The 15,176-nt window shown below is 57.7% G+C and carries 13 protein-coding genes and 1 pseudogene; 10 read left to right on the top strand and 4 right to left on the bottom strand.

Annotation, left to right across the window (positions count from 1 at the left end; all coding sequences use genetic code 11):
- Nucleotides 1–82: 82 nt before the first annotated feature.
- The 6 genes from KGB14_RS26445 (at nucleotide 83) to KGB14_RS26420 (ending at nucleotide 5,741) form a co-directional block, all read left to right on the top strand.
- Nucleotides 83–1,060, top strand: coding sequence for an NAD-dependent epimerase (locus KGB14_RS26445; protein WP_223490156.1), 978 nt, complete (start codon nucleotides 83–85; stop codon nucleotides 1,058–1,060).
- Between the two features lie 49 nt (nucleotides 1,061–1,109).
- Nucleotides 1,110–1,850 (top strand): glycosyltransferase family 2 protein, encoded by a 741-nt coding sequence (locus KGB14_RS26440; RefSeq protein WP_223490154.1) that lies wholly within the window; start codon nucleotides 1,110–1,112, stop codon nucleotides 1,848–1,850.
- Nucleotides 1,847–2,125, top strand: a complete 279-nt coding sequence (locus tag KGB14_RS26435; protein WP_223490151.1) for a lipid-A-disaccharide synthase N-terminal domain-containing protein — start codon at nucleotides 1,847–1,849, stop codon at nucleotides 2,123–2,125. The genes KGB14_RS26440 and KGB14_RS26435 overlap by 4 nt, the downstream gene beginning before the upstream one ends.
- Nucleotides 2,126–2,128: 3 nt before the next feature.
- Nucleotides 2,129–3,649 (top strand): ArnT family glycosyltransferase, encoded by a 1,521-nt coding sequence (locus KGB14_RS26430; protein ID WP_223490148.1) that lies wholly within the window; start codon nucleotides 2,129–2,131, stop codon nucleotides 3,647–3,649.
- Nucleotides 3,646–4,587: an SdiA-regulated domain-containing protein gene (locus tag KGB14_RS26425; protein ID WP_223490146.1), complete on the top strand. Its 942-nt coding sequence runs from the start codon at nucleotides 3,646–3,648 to the stop codon at nucleotides 4,585–4,587. The genes KGB14_RS26430 and KGB14_RS26425 overlap by 4 nt, the downstream gene beginning before the upstream one ends.
- 404 nt (nucleotides 4,588–4,991) lie before the next feature.
- Nucleotides 4,992–5,741 carry an SDR family oxidoreductase gene (locus KGB14_RS26420; RefSeq protein WP_223490144.1) on the top strand — a complete coding sequence of 250 codons (750 nt, stop codon included), beginning with the start codon at nucleotides 4,992–4,994 and terminating at the stop codon, nucleotides 5,739–5,741.
- Nucleotides 5,742–5,756: 15 nt separating this feature from the next.
- Here KGB14_RS26420 and KGB14_RS26415 read toward each other — a convergent pair whose 3' ends face one another.
- Nucleotides 5,757–7,115: an MATE family efflux transporter gene (locus tag KGB14_RS26415; RefSeq protein ID WP_223490141.1), complete on the bottom strand. Its 1,359-nt coding sequence runs from the start codon at nucleotides 7,113–7,115 to the stop codon at nucleotides 5,757–5,759.
- Between the two features lie 294 nt (nucleotides 7,116–7,409).
- Here KGB14_RS26415 and KGB14_RS26410 point away from each other — a divergent pair, with 294 nt between their 5' ends.
- From KGB14_RS26410 to KGB14_RS26395, 4 genes and pseudogenes are all read left to right on the top strand, one after another.
- Entirely contained in the window at nucleotides 7,410–7,988 is a 579-nt protein-coding gene (locus KGB14_RS26410) for a hypothetical protein (protein WP_223490138.1), read from the top strand.
- Between the two features lie 351 nt (nucleotides 7,989–8,339).
- On the top strand, nucleotides 8,340–9,806 hold the full coding sequence (locus KGB14_RS26405) for an ArnT family glycosyltransferase (protein ID WP_223490136.1): 1,467 nt from the start codon (nucleotides 8,340–8,342) through the stop codon (nucleotides 9,804–9,806).
- Nucleotides 9,807–9,827: 21 nt separating this feature from the next.
- Nucleotides 9,828–9,962, top strand: a pseudogene (locus tag KGB14_RS26400) (IS66 family transposase); the annotation flags it as partial.
- A gap of 164 nt (nucleotides 9,963–10,126) precedes the next feature.
- Entirely contained in the window at nucleotides 10,127–10,867 is a 741-nt protein-coding gene (locus tag KGB14_RS26395) for a Mut7-C ubiquitin/RNAse domain-containing protein (RefSeq protein WP_223490134.1), read from the top strand.
- Nucleotides 10,868–12,477: 1,610 nt separating this feature from the next.
- Here the strand turns inward: KGB14_RS26395 and KGB14_RS26385 are convergent.
- The 3 genes from KGB14_RS26385 to KGB14_RS26375 form a co-directional block, all read right to left on the bottom strand.
- Nucleotides 12,478–12,861 (bottom strand): VOC family protein, encoded by a 384-nt coding sequence (locus KGB14_RS26385; protein WP_223490132.1) that lies wholly within the window; start codon nucleotides 12,859–12,861, stop codon nucleotides 12,478–12,480.
- 90 nt (nucleotides 12,862–12,951) lie between these two features.
- Nucleotides 12,952–14,070 (bottom strand): S-(hydroxymethyl)glutathione dehydrogenase/class III alcohol dehydrogenase, encoded by a 1,119-nt coding sequence (locus KGB14_RS26380; protein WP_223490129.1) that lies wholly within the window; start codon nucleotides 14,068–14,070, stop codon nucleotides 12,952–12,954.
- 118 nt (nucleotides 14,071–14,188) lie between these two features.
- Complete coding sequence (locus KGB14_RS26375; protein ID WP_223490127.1) at nucleotides 14,189–15,157, bottom strand: ABC transporter substrate-binding protein; 969 nt, start codon at nucleotides 15,155–15,157, stop codon at nucleotides 14,189–14,191.
- Between the last annotated feature and the right edge of the window lie 19 nt (nucleotides 15,158–15,176).

Below are 15,176 nucleotides of genomic sequence, written 5' to 3'. Positions count from 1 at the left end.
TCAACACACATTCAGGGGTGATTGTCATGCAAGGGTCTCCTTTGCACAGGGCGGGAATTTGTCGCGTACAGGCGCATGCCTCATGACGGTTCTGGTCACGGGCGCCGCCGGTTTCATCGGGTATCACACCGTTAAACGTTTGTGTCGGGAAGGCCTTGAAGTGGTCGGTATCGACAATCTCAACGACTACTACAGCGTGGAACTCAAACAGGCACGGCTCAAGGAGTTGGAATCCTTGCCGGGCTTTCGTTTCCAGCAGCTGGACATCGTCGACAAACCGGCCTTGATGGCGCTGTTCAAAGACCATGCCTTCACCGAGGTTGTGCACTTGGCGGCCCAGGCGGGCGTTCGCTATTCGCTGGACAACCCGGACGTCTATGCGCAGTCGAATCTGGTGGGTTTCCTGAATATTCTGGAAGCCTGCCGACACCATCGCCCCGCGCATCTGATCTATGCCTCGAGCAGCTCGGTGTACGGCACCAACAGCAAAATGCCGTTCTGCGTCGAAGACAGCGTCGATCATCCCATTTCGCTGTATGCCGCCACTAAACGAGCCAATGAACTGTTGGCGCACAGCTACTGCCACCTCTATGGCATGAAGGCCAGCGGTTTGCGCTTTTTTACCGTTTACGGACCTTGGGGGCGCCCCGACATGGCGCTGTTCAAGTTTACCGAGGCGATCATCAAAGGCTTGCCGATCGACATCTATAACCATGGCCAGATGTCGCGCGATTTCACTTACATCGACGATATCGTCGAAAGCATCGCCCGCCTGCGTTCAAAACCACCGGTACCGAACGAGCCCGGTAATGGCGCAAACCGAATCTTCAACATAGGCCGCGGTGAACCCGTGCCGCTGCTGGAATTCGTCGATTGCCTGGAAGCGGCCTTGGGCATCAAAGCCCAGCGCAACTATATGCCGCTACAAGCGGGTGATGTGGTCAAGACCTGGGCCGATGTTTCGGCACTGGCCGACTGGGTCGGCTTCAGTCCTCAGGTGACCGTTGAAACAGGCGTCGCGGAATTTGTGAAGTGGTATCGCCACTTCTATCAGGTATGAAACGTAAGCCCTTGATAATAAAAGCCAGGGGAGCAAGGGGGAGGACTCTATGAGCCAAGACATTTTTGTATCTGTATTGATTCCAGCAAAAAACGAAGCAAACAACCTCAAGCCCTTACTTGAGGAAGTTCGCACCGCAATGGCCGGTGAGGCGTACGAAATCATTGTCGTGGACGATGGCAGTACCGATGCCACTTTGCATGAACTGCGGCAGATGAAAAGCAGCGGCCTGAGTGCATTGCGCATCCTGCGCCACGAGCGTTCGCTGGGGCAAAGTACCTCGCTCTACCATGCGGCGCTCGCCGCCCGGGGGCAATGGCTGGCCACCCTCGATGGCGACGGTCAAAACGACCCCGCGGATATCCCCGGGATGTTGGCGCTGGTACGCGGTGAACAGGGTCTGGTCGACGTTCAGTTGGTGGCCGGGCACCGGGTCAACCGACGCGATACCGCCAGCAAACGCTGGGCCTCGCGTTTCGCCAACGGGCTGCGCAGCCGCCTGCTCAACGACTCCACCCCAGACACCGGCTGCGGGCTGAAGCTGATCGAGCGCGCGGCGTTTCTGCGCTTGCCGTACTTCGACCATATGCATCGGTATATTCCGGCCTTGATCCAGCGTCACAACGGCCGAATGATCGTTCACCCGGTCAACCACCGGCCCCGCACGGCCGGGGTGTCCAAATACGGCAACATCGATCGTGCCCTGGTGGGCATTCTCGATCTGTTCGGTGTTTGGTGGCTGATCAAGCGCACGCGGTTGAACACTAACGCACAGGAGATCGAAGGATGAGCATGTCCCGCGAAACCCTGTGGCTGGTGATCGGCTTTGTTGGCCAGATCGCCTTTACCGGTCGCTTCGTCTTGCAATGGCTGTACAGCGAGTACAGGAAACGCAGCGTGATCCCTGTGAGCTTCTGGTACTTGAGCATCGTCGGCAGCACTCTGCTGCTGGCTTATGCCATTTACCGGCAGGACCCGGTGTTCATTGCTGGCCAGGCCTTTGGCTCCATCGTCTATTTTCGCAACTTGCAATTGATCGCCCGCAGCAAACACCTAAAGGATTGAGTCATGCGCAAAACCCTGTCGCCTGGCATCGAATGCCTGGGCTTGATGCTGCTTGCCTTGCTATTGATCGGCGCCGGATTGGGGCTGCGTCAACCGCAGAATGTGGACGAGGAACGCTTCCTCGGCGTGGCACTGGAAATGCTGCACAACGGCGCGTGGTTCATCCCTCACCGCGCCGCGGAGATATACGGCGATAAACCGCCGATCTTTATGTGGACGGTGGCGTTCTTCGCATGGCTTACCGGCCTGCCCGCCCTCGCCCTTTATGTTCCTGGGCTTTTGTCTGCCGCGACGGTCACGGCGGTGGTCTACGATCTGGGTCGCAGGCTATGGAATCAGCGCATCGGTCGGATAGCGGCGCTGTTATATCTGGCGACTTATCAGACCTACAGCATCCTGCGAACCGGTCAGATCGACAGCCTGTTGATTCTGTTCACGTCCCTGGGTCTGTACGGGCTGGCGCGGCACCTGCTGCTCGGGCCGGCCTGGCGCTGGTTCTATGTGGGCTGCGCCGCCATGGGCATTGGCGTGATCACCAAAGGGGTCGGCTTCGTCCCGGTCTTGATGCTGATTCCCTACGCCTACGCGGTACGCAAAGGCTGGTCCGGTGTGGTAGCCATGCCCGGCGAGAAGCGCAAGTGGTTCCTGGGCTTTTTGGTCGCACTCGGCGCCATCGCCATCTGGTTGCTGCCCCTGGCACTGTCCATTGTGCTCAATGGCACCGCGGAGGATATCGCCTACGTCCGAGAAATCCTGCTGCGCCAGACAGCGGCACGCTATGCCGCCGCATGGGACCATCGCGAGCCGTTCTGGTATTTCTTCGTCAACGTCATCCCGCAATACTGGCTGCCGTTGGTGCTGGCCCTGCCATGGCTGGTGCCGGCCTGGTATCGGCAACTGCGCAAACACGATGGTCGAGTGTTGGTGCTGTTGGGCTGGGTCGTGCTGGTGGTGCTGTTTTTCTGCCTGAGCACTGGCAAGCGCAAGTTGTACATTTATCCGGCGCTGCCAGGTCTGGTTTTGGTGGCAGCACCGCTGATTCCCTGGCTGCTCAAGCGCTGGTTCGGTAAACGCCCGCGCGGTCGGCGAGTATTCCAGGCGTTGGTCGTGAGCTGGTTTGTTCTGTGGTTCGCCCGCGGGTTCATCGAGCCGATCAAGGAAGGTCCCAACCCCCATGAAGCGATCATGGCGCAGGCAGCGACCATGACCCACGGTGCTGATCTGGTGTTGGTCAACTGGCGCGAAGGCCACTGGCTATTCGCCCGGCAGCCGATCGTGCATTTCGGCATGAGCAACTCTTCGGTCGAACAAGCGGCACAGTGGCTGCGCGAACACCGTGACGCCTATGCTCTGGTCCCCGATGAAGTGCTGAGCCAGTGTTTCAATCCCCAAGCTGCTCATGAACTGGGAGAAACGTCGCGCGCGCAGTGGTCGATCGTGGGCGCCGATGCCGATAACGGCCAATGCCATGCCGGACCACCCTCCAAGGTCTATCGCTTCAGCTGGGACAAGGACAAGTCATGAGCAAGAAATGGAAACTGGGGATACCGGTTGTTGTTGCACTACTGGGCGTCGCCTACGCGCTCTCTGCACATTTTTTCGTTCACTCGCAGCTGTATGCGCACTGGCATAACCGCTGGTATGGCAATCAGGCACCGGACAAAAATATCTGGCTGCCGGACTATAAAGCCGTGATCCAGGCCAAGCCCGTCGCGGACCTCACTAATTTGTCCGGCATCGCCTATGACCCGGACCACGATCGTCTGCTGGGGATCACCAATGCGGCTCCCATGCAGATTGTGACAATGAGCCGTGACGGCGATCTGCTTGAACGTTACCCGCTGATCGGCTTCCAGGACACCGAAGGCATCGCTTACATGGGCAACGGGCGCGTGGTGATCGCCGATGAAACGTTGCAGCGACTGTACGTCGTCACATTGCCGAGTACCCCTGGCCCTATCAATGTGGAAAATGCGCCGTTTCTCGCCATCGAGATCAACCTGAGCGAACACAACAAGGGGTTTGAAGGCGTGACATATGATCCGGTCAATGATCGTGTCTTCGCGATCAAGGAACGCGATCCGCGGCAACTGTATTCGGTCACGGGCATGCTGGCTTCCATCGACGGCTCGTTGCAGGTCCGCATCAAGGACTTGACGAACTGGATCGACCGCAGCGTCTTCGGCATGGACCTTTCCGAGGGTTACTACGATCCACGGACCGGTCACTTGCTGGTGCTGAGCGAGCAGTCCGACAACCTGACCGAACTTGACCAGGACGGCAATTTCGTCAGCATCCGCTCGCTGCTCAGCCTGACGGATGACCTCGAAAAATCCATACCGCAAGCCGAAGGCATGACCATGGACACCGCCGGCGAGCTTTACATCGTGAGCGAGCCCAATCTGTTCTACCGGTTCACTAAATCGGGGGCCGCTGTGGCGGTGAGTCAACCGAAGCATTAGATGGGCCGGCCTCATCGCGAGCAGGCTCGCTCCCACAGGGGATCTGTTGTGCATCCATTTTTTGCGATAGCCGCAGATCAAATGTGGGAGCGGGCTTGCTCGCGAAGAGGCCCGCAAGAACACCCTCACATTTGCGGTTAAATCACACCGAATCAGACCTGCCGTTGACAGGTGCGACGGGGATTTTGACGGGTGATGATTGAGCTGCCCCCCAATGAACCGTCGTGTAAACGGCGGTTGCGACCACCTATCGGACAAGCTCCCCCTCCTCCCGCCATTGAGCACATTCCAGGTCTTTAATAGTTCCAGGATTCCACGCCAGCCCCTGACCCCATCCAGAAACACGACACTCCAGCAGGGCTGACACCTCGCAACGCCACTGCGCACGCATCGGGAGACGGGTCATGAAAATCGTCGTTATTGGCGGTACCGGGCTGATCGGCAGGCAGCTCTGCAAAAACCTGCAAGACCTGGGGCATGAAACCCTGGCCGCATCACCGAGCACCGGCGTCAACGCCCTCACCGGCGAAGGATTGCAAACCGCCTTGCAAGGCGCCGACGTGGTGGTCGACGTGACCAACTCGCCCTCCTTCGAAGACGCTGCCGTGCTCGACTTCTTCGAAACCAGTGGGCGCAACCTGCTCGCCGCCGAGAAAACCGCCGGCATCAAACACCATGTCGCCCTGTCAGTGGTGGGCACCGAGCGCATGCTCGACAGCGGTTACTTCCGGGCAAAAATGGCGCAGGAAACCCTCATCAAGAGCTCGGACATCCCCTACACCATCCTGCGGGCCACGCAGTTCTTCGAATTCATCGGGGCGATTTCGCACTCGGGCGTGCAGGAAGGCGACACCGTGCGTTTGACTTCCGCCGAGCTGCAACCGATTGCCGCAGCCGATGTCGCGACGGCACTGGCGAAAGTCGCCGTGCAAGCGCCGAGCAATCAGACCCTGGAAGTGGCCGGGCCTGAGCGCTGGCCGCTGGTGGAGTTCGTGCGCTTGTTTTTGCAACACACCAACGACCCGCGTCAGGCCCAACCGGACGACACCGTCCCCTACTTTGGGGCACCGATCGATGATCATTCGCTCACGCCGGGAGAGCACCCCATCATCGGGCCGACGCGCTTCGAAATCTGGCTCAAGAGCAGCGCTTGATACTCAAACGAGGCCCTACACCAACCGCTCAATCTTCTGATGCTGCCAGACCATTTTGTAATACAGCGTCTGCAGCATCAGCATGCCCAGGTATGCCACCGGGAACGCCATCCACACCCCTTGCAGCCCGAAGCGCGCATCCAGCAGATACGCCACCGGCAACTGCACCCCGACCACGCAAACGATCGAAACCGCCACCGGCACCAACACCGTGCCGCTGGCGCGCATGATGCCGCCGACAATCGCCTGAAAGCCAAACACCAACAGGCTCCAGAGCATGATGTGCAACAGGTGTTCAGCCATCGCCCGTGTGGAATCATCCGTGAGGAACAACCCCAGCAACCAGTGCGACAGCAGGTAACCCAACACCACCAGGCCACCGGTCAGGCACACGTTGATCAACAACCCCGTGCGCAGAATCGGCCCCATGCGCTCGATGCGCCCGGCCCCGATCGCCTGCGCGCCGAGGATCGACGCCGTGATCGCAATCGACAGCGCCGGGAACTGCACGTAATTGACGATCTGCGTCACCGCCCCGTATGCCGCCGTCGCCTGGGAACCGTGCTGGTTCACCAGCGCCAGAATGACCAGCTCCGACAACGACAGCACCACCATCTGCAACCCGGTCGGCAGCCCGATGCGCAACACCTTGCCGAGGATCTCCAGATCCAGCCGCATCGCCGCAAACATCTCCCGATCCGGCGCCAACGGATGCCCCTTGCGAATCAATCGCCACGCCAGCCACCCCATCGCCGACAAGTTACCCGCCAACCCCGCCCACGCCGCACTCTGAATCCCCATCGGCGGCAACCCCAACCACCCGAGAATCAACGCCGGTGTCAGCGTCAGCCCGACACACATCGACACCACCAGCGCCAACAACGGCGACACCGTATCGCTCACCCCACGCAGTAACTGCGTGAACAACACAAACACCAACAGCGACGGCAAGATCCACATCATCACATGCGCATACGCCACCGCATCGTCCAGCACATCCACGGGTGTGCCCAAACCCTGCAACGCCGACCGGGCAAACACACTGCCCAACACCGCCGCCACCAACCCGATCATCGCCCCCAACAGCAACGTCGAACCGGCAATGGCCTTCACCAAATGCGGCTCGCGAGCGCCCCAGGCTTGACCGATCAACACCCCGGCGCCCGCGCCGAGGCCGATGACCAGGGCGATGAAGAAAAACACCACGGGGAACATGCCTGATACGGCGGCCAAGGCTTGAGTGCCGAGCATTTGGCCGATGTAGATGCTGTTGATCGTGCCCGACATGGATTGGAGGAAGTTGGAGAGGACCATGGGGGCAAGAAACAGGAGGTAGGTTTGCCAGAGGCGGCGGGATCGGGTGGGGGTTTGCATTGAGTTTCCGTCTCGGGTGGGGACTGGCATTTTGGAAATTCTACGCGATTCATGGGCATCGATCCCCCAGTGGTTGAACCGCAATGGCTTGGCCCCACGCCGAACAGCGATGGGGCCAGCATTTACAGCTCCCTGCGGATCGAAACAGACCTGAGGCAAGACCCGAGCCACGTCAACTGACACTGTGATCGGGCATATCGGCAATCAATGGCTATGCTTTGCCGTATGCGCAAAAGCGCTCTGACCCGAGAGCCATCGCACTGTTCTCTCAGCCATCATATGGAAAGCAGGCTTATGAAACCGATCCGCTCCCTTGCCTACGTTGTTGCCCTTGCCTCAATCATGTCCAGTGCCGCCTTTACGGCCCATGCCGCCGATGTGCCGTTGGGTAGCGATGCCATGGAAGGTCACATCATTACGCGGGTGCTGGCCGTCGATCCGGCGAACTATCAGGTCACCGTAGAAGACGCCAACAAAAACCCGGTGCCCATCCAACTCACGGACAAAGCCAAGGCCCTGCACAACCTGAAAGTCGGCGACAAGGTCGATATCCACGTTATTCGCTCAATCGCCTACGTGCTTGACACCAATGTCGACGGCGCGCCAGGCGTCAGCAACGAATCAATGACCATCCGCGCCACCAAGGACAATCCTAATCCGGGCGGTGAGGCGGTTCGCCGGGTCAAGGTCACTTCGAAGATCACTCACATTGACTTGAAAAAGCATGAAGTGACCCTGCTTCCTCCAGAAGGAAAAGTGACTGTCCTGAAGGTCGAGGACCCCCAACTCCAGACCCGAATGAAGAAGCTCCAGGTTGGTCAGACGATCAACGCCATTTACACCGAAGTCATGACGGTCAAAACCTCACGCTAGCAACGCAGGCTGCAAAAGCCCAAGCGCATCACCTTGCTGGCAGAGTTTCCACGCACGCTGATCCCCACACGCCCGGTGTCTTTACCGTTGAACGTCATGTCCGTGGCGAGTGGGTCTGTGATGGCTGCGAAACGTTGATCCAGTCACCGGTCAAGAACGGGCTCTTGGCAGGCTCGTTGCGCAGTGGTAAATGGACGGCGGCGATCATGAGTTTGATCCAGTCGGCACGGCTCAGCGGGCAGGATCCGTACACCAGCGTACGCTAATCACACCTTGCGACCTTGGGCTTCGCCGACGCTACTGCCTGGACAAAAATCGTTTGGTGAATATTGAGAAAGGAGTCAGGAGTGTATGGGAACACAAGGAGAGGTTTTCCGACCGATGCAAGTCACGCGGCGCGAGCTGGACTGGCCAACCCTGGGCGTGGCGGTGTTGCTCCTGCTGCTGTTTTACTGGGGACTGGGAGATTTGCCGTTCATGAGCGTCAATGAAGCCCGGCGCGCCGTTACGACACGGGAAATGCATGAGGCTGGCCAATGGCTGTTGCCGTACATGAACGGCGAGCTGTACTTGTCCAAACCGCCGCTGTTCTATTGGCTGGCCCTGGTCAGCACGTCACTGGTGGGCAGCCTCTCCGAATGGAGCGTGCGCCTGCCTTCGGCGCTGTTTGCGACAGCGTGTTGCCTGACCTTGTATCGCCAGGCTTGTGCATTCGCCGGGCGACAAGTGGCGCTGCTGGCTGTGGTGTTCCTGACGGCGAATGCCGGGTTCAGCCTGTTTGCCCGCCGGGCAGAAATAGAAATGCCTTTGACCGGCCTGTGTCTGCTGGCGCTGTTTTGCGCATGGCGCTTTCTGTTCGCGCAAGGCGGTCGCAGCTGGGTCTGGCTCAGTTACGGGCTGCTTGGCTGTGCCTTGCTGACCAAGGGGCCGGTCTGCCTGTTGTGGGTGACCGCGCCGATACTGGTCTATGCGTTGATCAGCCGCGATCGTCTGGCCCGAGCTTTTCTGTGTGACGGCTGGGGCTGGATGCTTGCGGTGCTGATCGGGATTTCCTGGTATCTGGCGGTGTCCATGCAGGAGGGTTGGGGCGTCTGGTCGGCCATCTTCAACGAAGACATCGTCAAGAAAATCCATGGCCAGGGGGCAGAAGCCTGGTACGCCTATCTGTTGTATCTGAGTGGGGATTTCTTTCCCTTCTGGCTGATATTACTGGTGCGGCCGCGGCAACTCTGGCACGCCATCCGCCTGAGCCCACAGCTGACCCTGTTGCTGTGCTGCATTCTGGTGCCGCTGCTGCTGTTCTCGCTGTTCACCGAAAAGCACGCCAAGTACCTGTTGCCTATCTACCCGGCCATCGCCCTGCTGTTGGCCTGGCGCTGGAACCAACTGCTGACCCAGGCCCGGCACCCTTGGCTACGCTGGAGTCTGCGCGTTGTTCCGGCCGTGGTACTGGCGGGCTACACGCTGTTCTACTTGGGTTTTGAAGGGCGGGTGTTCGCCCATCGGATCGACGGATTTGCGCAGATAAAAGCCGCCACCGACGCGTACCCGGACGTCCCGGCCTATAGCTTGGGAACTGCGGACATTCGCCTGGTCTATTACATGGGTCGGCCCGTCAGCTCGATCACCGCGTCGAAGGTCAGCAGCGTAGCCGATTCGCCGGGCCTGCTGTTTGTCCGGGAACCGCTTCCTGCAGCATTGCAAGCCTTGGCGCCTTGCACCCTGACGCGGATCGAGTCGTACCTGAAACCCAAGCATTCGGCCCTGCTGCTCGGGCTGGGCTCTTTGTGCGCCAATCATGGCCAGATCGAGCCTTGATACTGCGTCATTGAAACTCGGCATGACCGGATATCGGCCAAGCGTGATCTTGTGCCCAACGGATCGGCAACCGCCAAAGCCTTGAATTACAGCCTTAAACGCTGGGTAGCGCTGACGCGCTATCTGGCGGATGGGGGAGTGTCTATCGACAACAACGAACCGCCGTAGCCTTGTCGCCTGTCGACGACGCGGTATTGGCCGCTTTGGGTCCAGATTGTGTAAAAACGCAGGTACCCTTCTGACGATCGCAGTTTGGGGCCTGCCGGAGAAGATGACCGGACTGGACTCGCTCATCCTGCAGCCCTGCCATACTGTTCAGCATGACCCGTGCAACCTTCCGCTTCTACGAGGAGCTCAACGATTTCCTGCCGGCCGAACGTCGGCGGCAGTCCTTTACCTGCGAGTGCGCGCGAGGGGCGACGGTCAAGCACATGATCGAGGCGCTCGGGATACCGCACACGGAGGTCGAGCTGGTGCTGCTCAACGGCGAGTCGGTGGGCTTCGAGCGCGTGATCTTCGACGGTGACCGGCTGGCGGTGTATCCCAAGTTCGAAGCGCTGGACATCAGCCCGCTGCTAAAGGTTCGTGCGCAACCTTTACGGGTGCTGCGCTTCGTCGCTGATGCGCACCTTGGCGGGCTGGCCAACCTGCTGCGCATGAGCGGCTTCGATACCCTCTATGACAATGGCTTCGAGGATGGCGAAATCGCCGAGATCGCTGCGCAGCAAGGACGCATCGTACTAACTCGCGACCGCGAACTGCTCAAGCGACGGATCATCAGCCACGGCTGTTACGTGCATGCCCTGAAACCCTCGCTGCAGCTGCGCGAATTGTATGAGCGCCTCGACCTGGCGCGTAGCGCGCGGCCATTCAGCCTGTGCCTTCATTGCAACCTGCCACTGCACGAGATCAGCCCGGAACTGGCCCGGCTGCAGGTGCCGCCACGCATTGGCGCCCTCTATTCGCACTTCCTGCGCTGCGACGCCTGCCAACGGGTTTACTGGGAGGGTTCGCACTGGCGCAGCATGTGTGCACTGCTGGCCCCCCTGCTGGACCGATAACCGAGCGCATCGGGCTGGCTGCGTTGCCAAGGGATAACTCGCTTTTGCATCGGGTAGATAACGGCCAGAAGCGGCCATGTTCGGTCAGTTGTGACAGGCTAAACTCGTCAGCGTGCTTCGCTGCGACTCCAGATTTTTGTCCTGAGCGGGAACCGAGCGTATCGGATTTACCTCCCTTCTTTCTCAATGCCACATCTGTGCATCTCATGTCGCAGATAATTGAGTACGCGCGACAGTTTCACGGCCGAATTAGTCGTCGCATAACTCAGAAGCTATGCGACGCCCCCCCATTAATATGTATGGTTTGAGTGAGGCAGTAGCCACGATTTCTGACTGCGCGAAAGAGACATCTACCTCCAGCGCTTTTCTTGAACTTTACTTGCAGTCTACTCAAACTCATCTCCAGGCCACGATAGAGGCCAGGCTCTCTCCCAATACTACTAATTAGCTCTGCTCTACTGATTACGCGCTCCTCCTTGAGGAGCATGCTCCTTACAATTATGCTCTCAATATTTGTTAAGTGTATTTGATTGGGGCCGTCAAACAGGATTCGATTATTTATATCGAGCTTCCAGCATTGAGGGCATTGAAGCGATATCTTTGCAAAGTTAGTCATGGTTTTTGATTGTAAGATTCATGGATATAACAAAAAACAAATCGCAAAAACTATTACTTATTTTTATCTTCAGCAATGTGGTTTAGGAACGCATTTTTAAACGCAAGCTTTATTAGGACGACTGCGCAGTCAGCGCTATTGATTTATAGCAATATATTTGCAAGTTAGATATTAAACGCTTATAGCATTGTTAGCTTGTTAGAACTCTTAATTATCCAGATTAAAAGTTGATGAATAATTTTCAAATATACCTAGCAGACTAATAGATAGCTAGCTTATGACATGTAACAGTCTACTGCTATTTTCGTAACAATGTGCCGTCCAACCGACAGCACACCAGTAGGGGAGGACGCAGAAACGGAGATTTTTGTACGTTAAGCCCAGCGAGACGGCTGTTAGCTGCAAGGGGCTTAGCCTGCGTCCGGTTGAAGTACACCTCAATCAGGCGTCAGGTCGATTACACGCCTCCCGTCAGAGTAGGGTCTATTTCTGCATTTTCTGACGCTACGGGCGTCCACCTCTTCGACCTCACCTGACAGACAGAGCGCTTAGCGTACGAAAATTTCCGTTTTCTCTATTCGCCCCCCTCAATTAGCTGACGAGGCATGCGTAGATATGCTTGATCACGCGGATTTACTATAACTTCCGTTCTGCGCAGTCTCGTTCGAATAGCTGGGCTTGCTGCGCAAGCTTGAGGAGGAGTTTATAGACGTGGCGTGCGCCAGCCTTTCATTTGGCGACAGCGATTTTTCATTTCATGACAACCCATAACCTTTGATCTGACATTGCACATAGCGTTGCTTGAGTCAGTTTTGCGTGGTGGTCATGCCCCTCTCCAGAAATCGGCCAATATCGGCCGATCGTGGCGAAAAGCTAACGACCGGCCGCTGTCACACGAGTCCTAAAACATAGTCACTGGCAACTTCTAGAAATGACCACAACCTAATGTGGGATTGACCGGCTCGTGGGAGTGAATGCGTAGCTCCAATAAAGCTCAGGCAGGCTTGAAACAGTACGCAGCCAGTTTGTTACCATCCAGATCCCGGGCATAGGCGGCATAAGCATCAGGTGCCCAGCCCCGTGGCCCGGGGGCGCCCTCGTCGGTGCCGCCACAGGCCAGAGCTGCCGCGTGGAAGGCGTCGATTGCGGCGCGATTCGGTGCTTCAAAGCTGACCGTGACACCGTTGCCGACGCTGGCAGGAGCGCCGTTTGCCGGTTTCAGCACGAAGAAGGACGGGGCATTCTCACCCCAGATCGAGCCATTGTCTTCCAGATCAGCGATGCGTTTCTGGCCTAGTGCGCCGAGCACATTGTCGTAAAAACTGCGGGCCTTTTGCAGATCGTTGGTACCGACGGTGACGTGAGTGAAGATGCTCATTTTGATGCTCTCTTTTTAAAAACAAGATGGATGGACATTGCAGTTTGCCCGTGCGCGAAACGTCTAACGCTCAACGCCAGGACGATTCAATCAGCGATCGAAATGGATAACGGTGCGAATGCTCTTGCCTTCATGCATCAACTCGATGGCCTTGTTAATGTCTTCGAGCCCCATGGTGTGGGTGATGAAGGTGTTGAGCGGGATTTCGCCGGTCTGGGCCTTCTCGACATAAGTGGGCAATTCGCTGCGGCCTTTTACACCGCCGAAAGCGGAGCCGCGCCAGACGCGACCGGTCACGAGCTGGAACGGTCGAGTACTGATTACCTGACCGGCGCCGGCGACGCCGATAATCACCGACTCGCCCCACCCTTTATGGCAGCACTCCAGGGCTGCGCGCATGAGATTGACGTTGCCGATGCATTCGAAGGAGTAATCCACGCCCCCCTCAGTCATCTCGACAACCACGTCCTGGATGGGCGTGTCATGATCCTTCGGATTGATGAAATCGGTAGCGCCCAGTTGCCTGGCGATGTCGAACTTGGCCGGGTTGATGTCGATTGCGATGATCCGTCCGGCCTTGGCCATCGTCGCGCCGATGATGGCCGCCAGGCCGATGCCCCCAAGACCGAAGATCGCCACACTGGCACCCTCCTCCACCTTGGCCGTGTTGAGCACCGCGCCGATGCCGGTCGTTACACCGCAGCCGAGTAGACAGACCTTTTCGAGTGGAGCGTCCTTCGGAATTTTGGCCAGCGAGATTTCCGGCAGCACGGTGTACTCGGAGAAGGTCGAGGTGCCCATGTAGTGGAATATGGGCTGACCCTTGTAGGAAAAGCGACTGGTGCCATCTGGCATCAGGCCCTTGCCCTGAGTCGCACGAATTTTCTGGCAGAGGTTGGTCTTCCCGGATTTGCAGAATTTGCACTCGCCACATTCCGGGGTGTAGAGCGGGATCACATGGTCGCCTACCGCCAGGGAAGTCACCCCCTCACCTACCGCTTCGACAATACCACCGCCTTCGTGGCCAAGAATGACGGGGAAGATCCCTTCGGGATCGGCACCAGACAAGGTAAACGCATCGGTGTGACAGACACCTGTCGCAACAATGCGTACCAGCACCTCACCGGTTTGCGGCGGTGCCACATCGATTTCCACAATTTGCAGTGGCTGGTTCGCCGCGAAGGCGACGGCCGCTCGTGATTTGATCATGTTCGTAATTCCCGGACGCGAAGAAGAGCCGCCTCTGTGTAGAAGCAGTAAAAATCAGTAGTGAGATTGTGTTCAGAGGGCCGTTACAAAGGGCGGGCATCCTTGCCCTCAAGACCGGTTAGAGCGAAGCTTCGATCTTTTTTGCCACGGCTTCATCTACCCAGGCGTGCCAGACTTCCGGGTGTTCCTTGAGGAACATTCTGGCCAGCTTCGGAGATTCGATGCGTTCCCGGGTCATCCTCGCCAGGTTTTGATTCAACAGATCGATGGGAATGTTGACCTTCTCCAGAACCGCGACCAGTTCAGGAGCCTGTTCATGAAAAGCCTTGGAGAGTCCGACCATGGTGATAACGTCTTTGTTGGCTCCAGTCTTTTCTTCCAGTCTAATCGCGTCAATCTGGCCCATCAGCGGCGTCGGTGACCAGTAGTAGAACAGTACCGGTTCACCACGCTTATAGCTGGACAGGACAGCCGCATCCAATGCCGCACCAGTGCCTGGACGGAAATTCGTGAAGGTGTTTTCAAGACCGTACTCTTTCAACATCTCGGTATTGTCCTGCTCACAAATCCAACCAGCGGGACAGTTGTAGAAGCGGCCTTTGGAAGGTTCCTCCGCATCGTGAAAGACGCTCGCGTACTTGCTCAAGTCAGCGACTGTCTTGAGGCCTGGTGCTTGCGCCGGCCGGTTACGTTTAACATCCCCTTCAACGACATACCGCGGTACATACCAGCCCTGTGTCGCACCAACAATAGGCGCGCCAACCCCGACGACCTTTCCCGCTGCCGCGGCCTTTTTCCAGACCTCGCTGCGTTCCATCCATTCTTCGCCAAACACCTGAATGTCGTTGCCGGCCAGAGCGGTCTCAAGAATGATGGTATTGCCCACCAACTGATCCGTGGCACAGCCATAACCTTCCTTGAGTACGATCATCATAATGTCGGTAAGGAGCATCCCGCTCTCCCAATTCAGGCCGGCAAATTTCACCGGCTTGCCCGACTCACACCATCCTGAAGCCTGGCTTGAAGCACTACCAACGAGCAAGCCAAGGGTGAGCAACGAGGCCAGCAAACTCTTCCTGTTTTTCATGATCAGACGCTCCGAATGA

Origin of the sequence: Pseudomonas sp. A-RE-19, assembly GCF_019956555.1 — a bacterium.
Lineage (GTDB): Bacteria > Pseudomonadota > Gammaproteobacteria > Pseudomonadales > Pseudomonadaceae > Aquipseudomonas.
The sequence above is the reverse complement of the archived record's forward strand: the minus strand, read 5'-3'. Positions and strand labels throughout refer to the sequence as shown.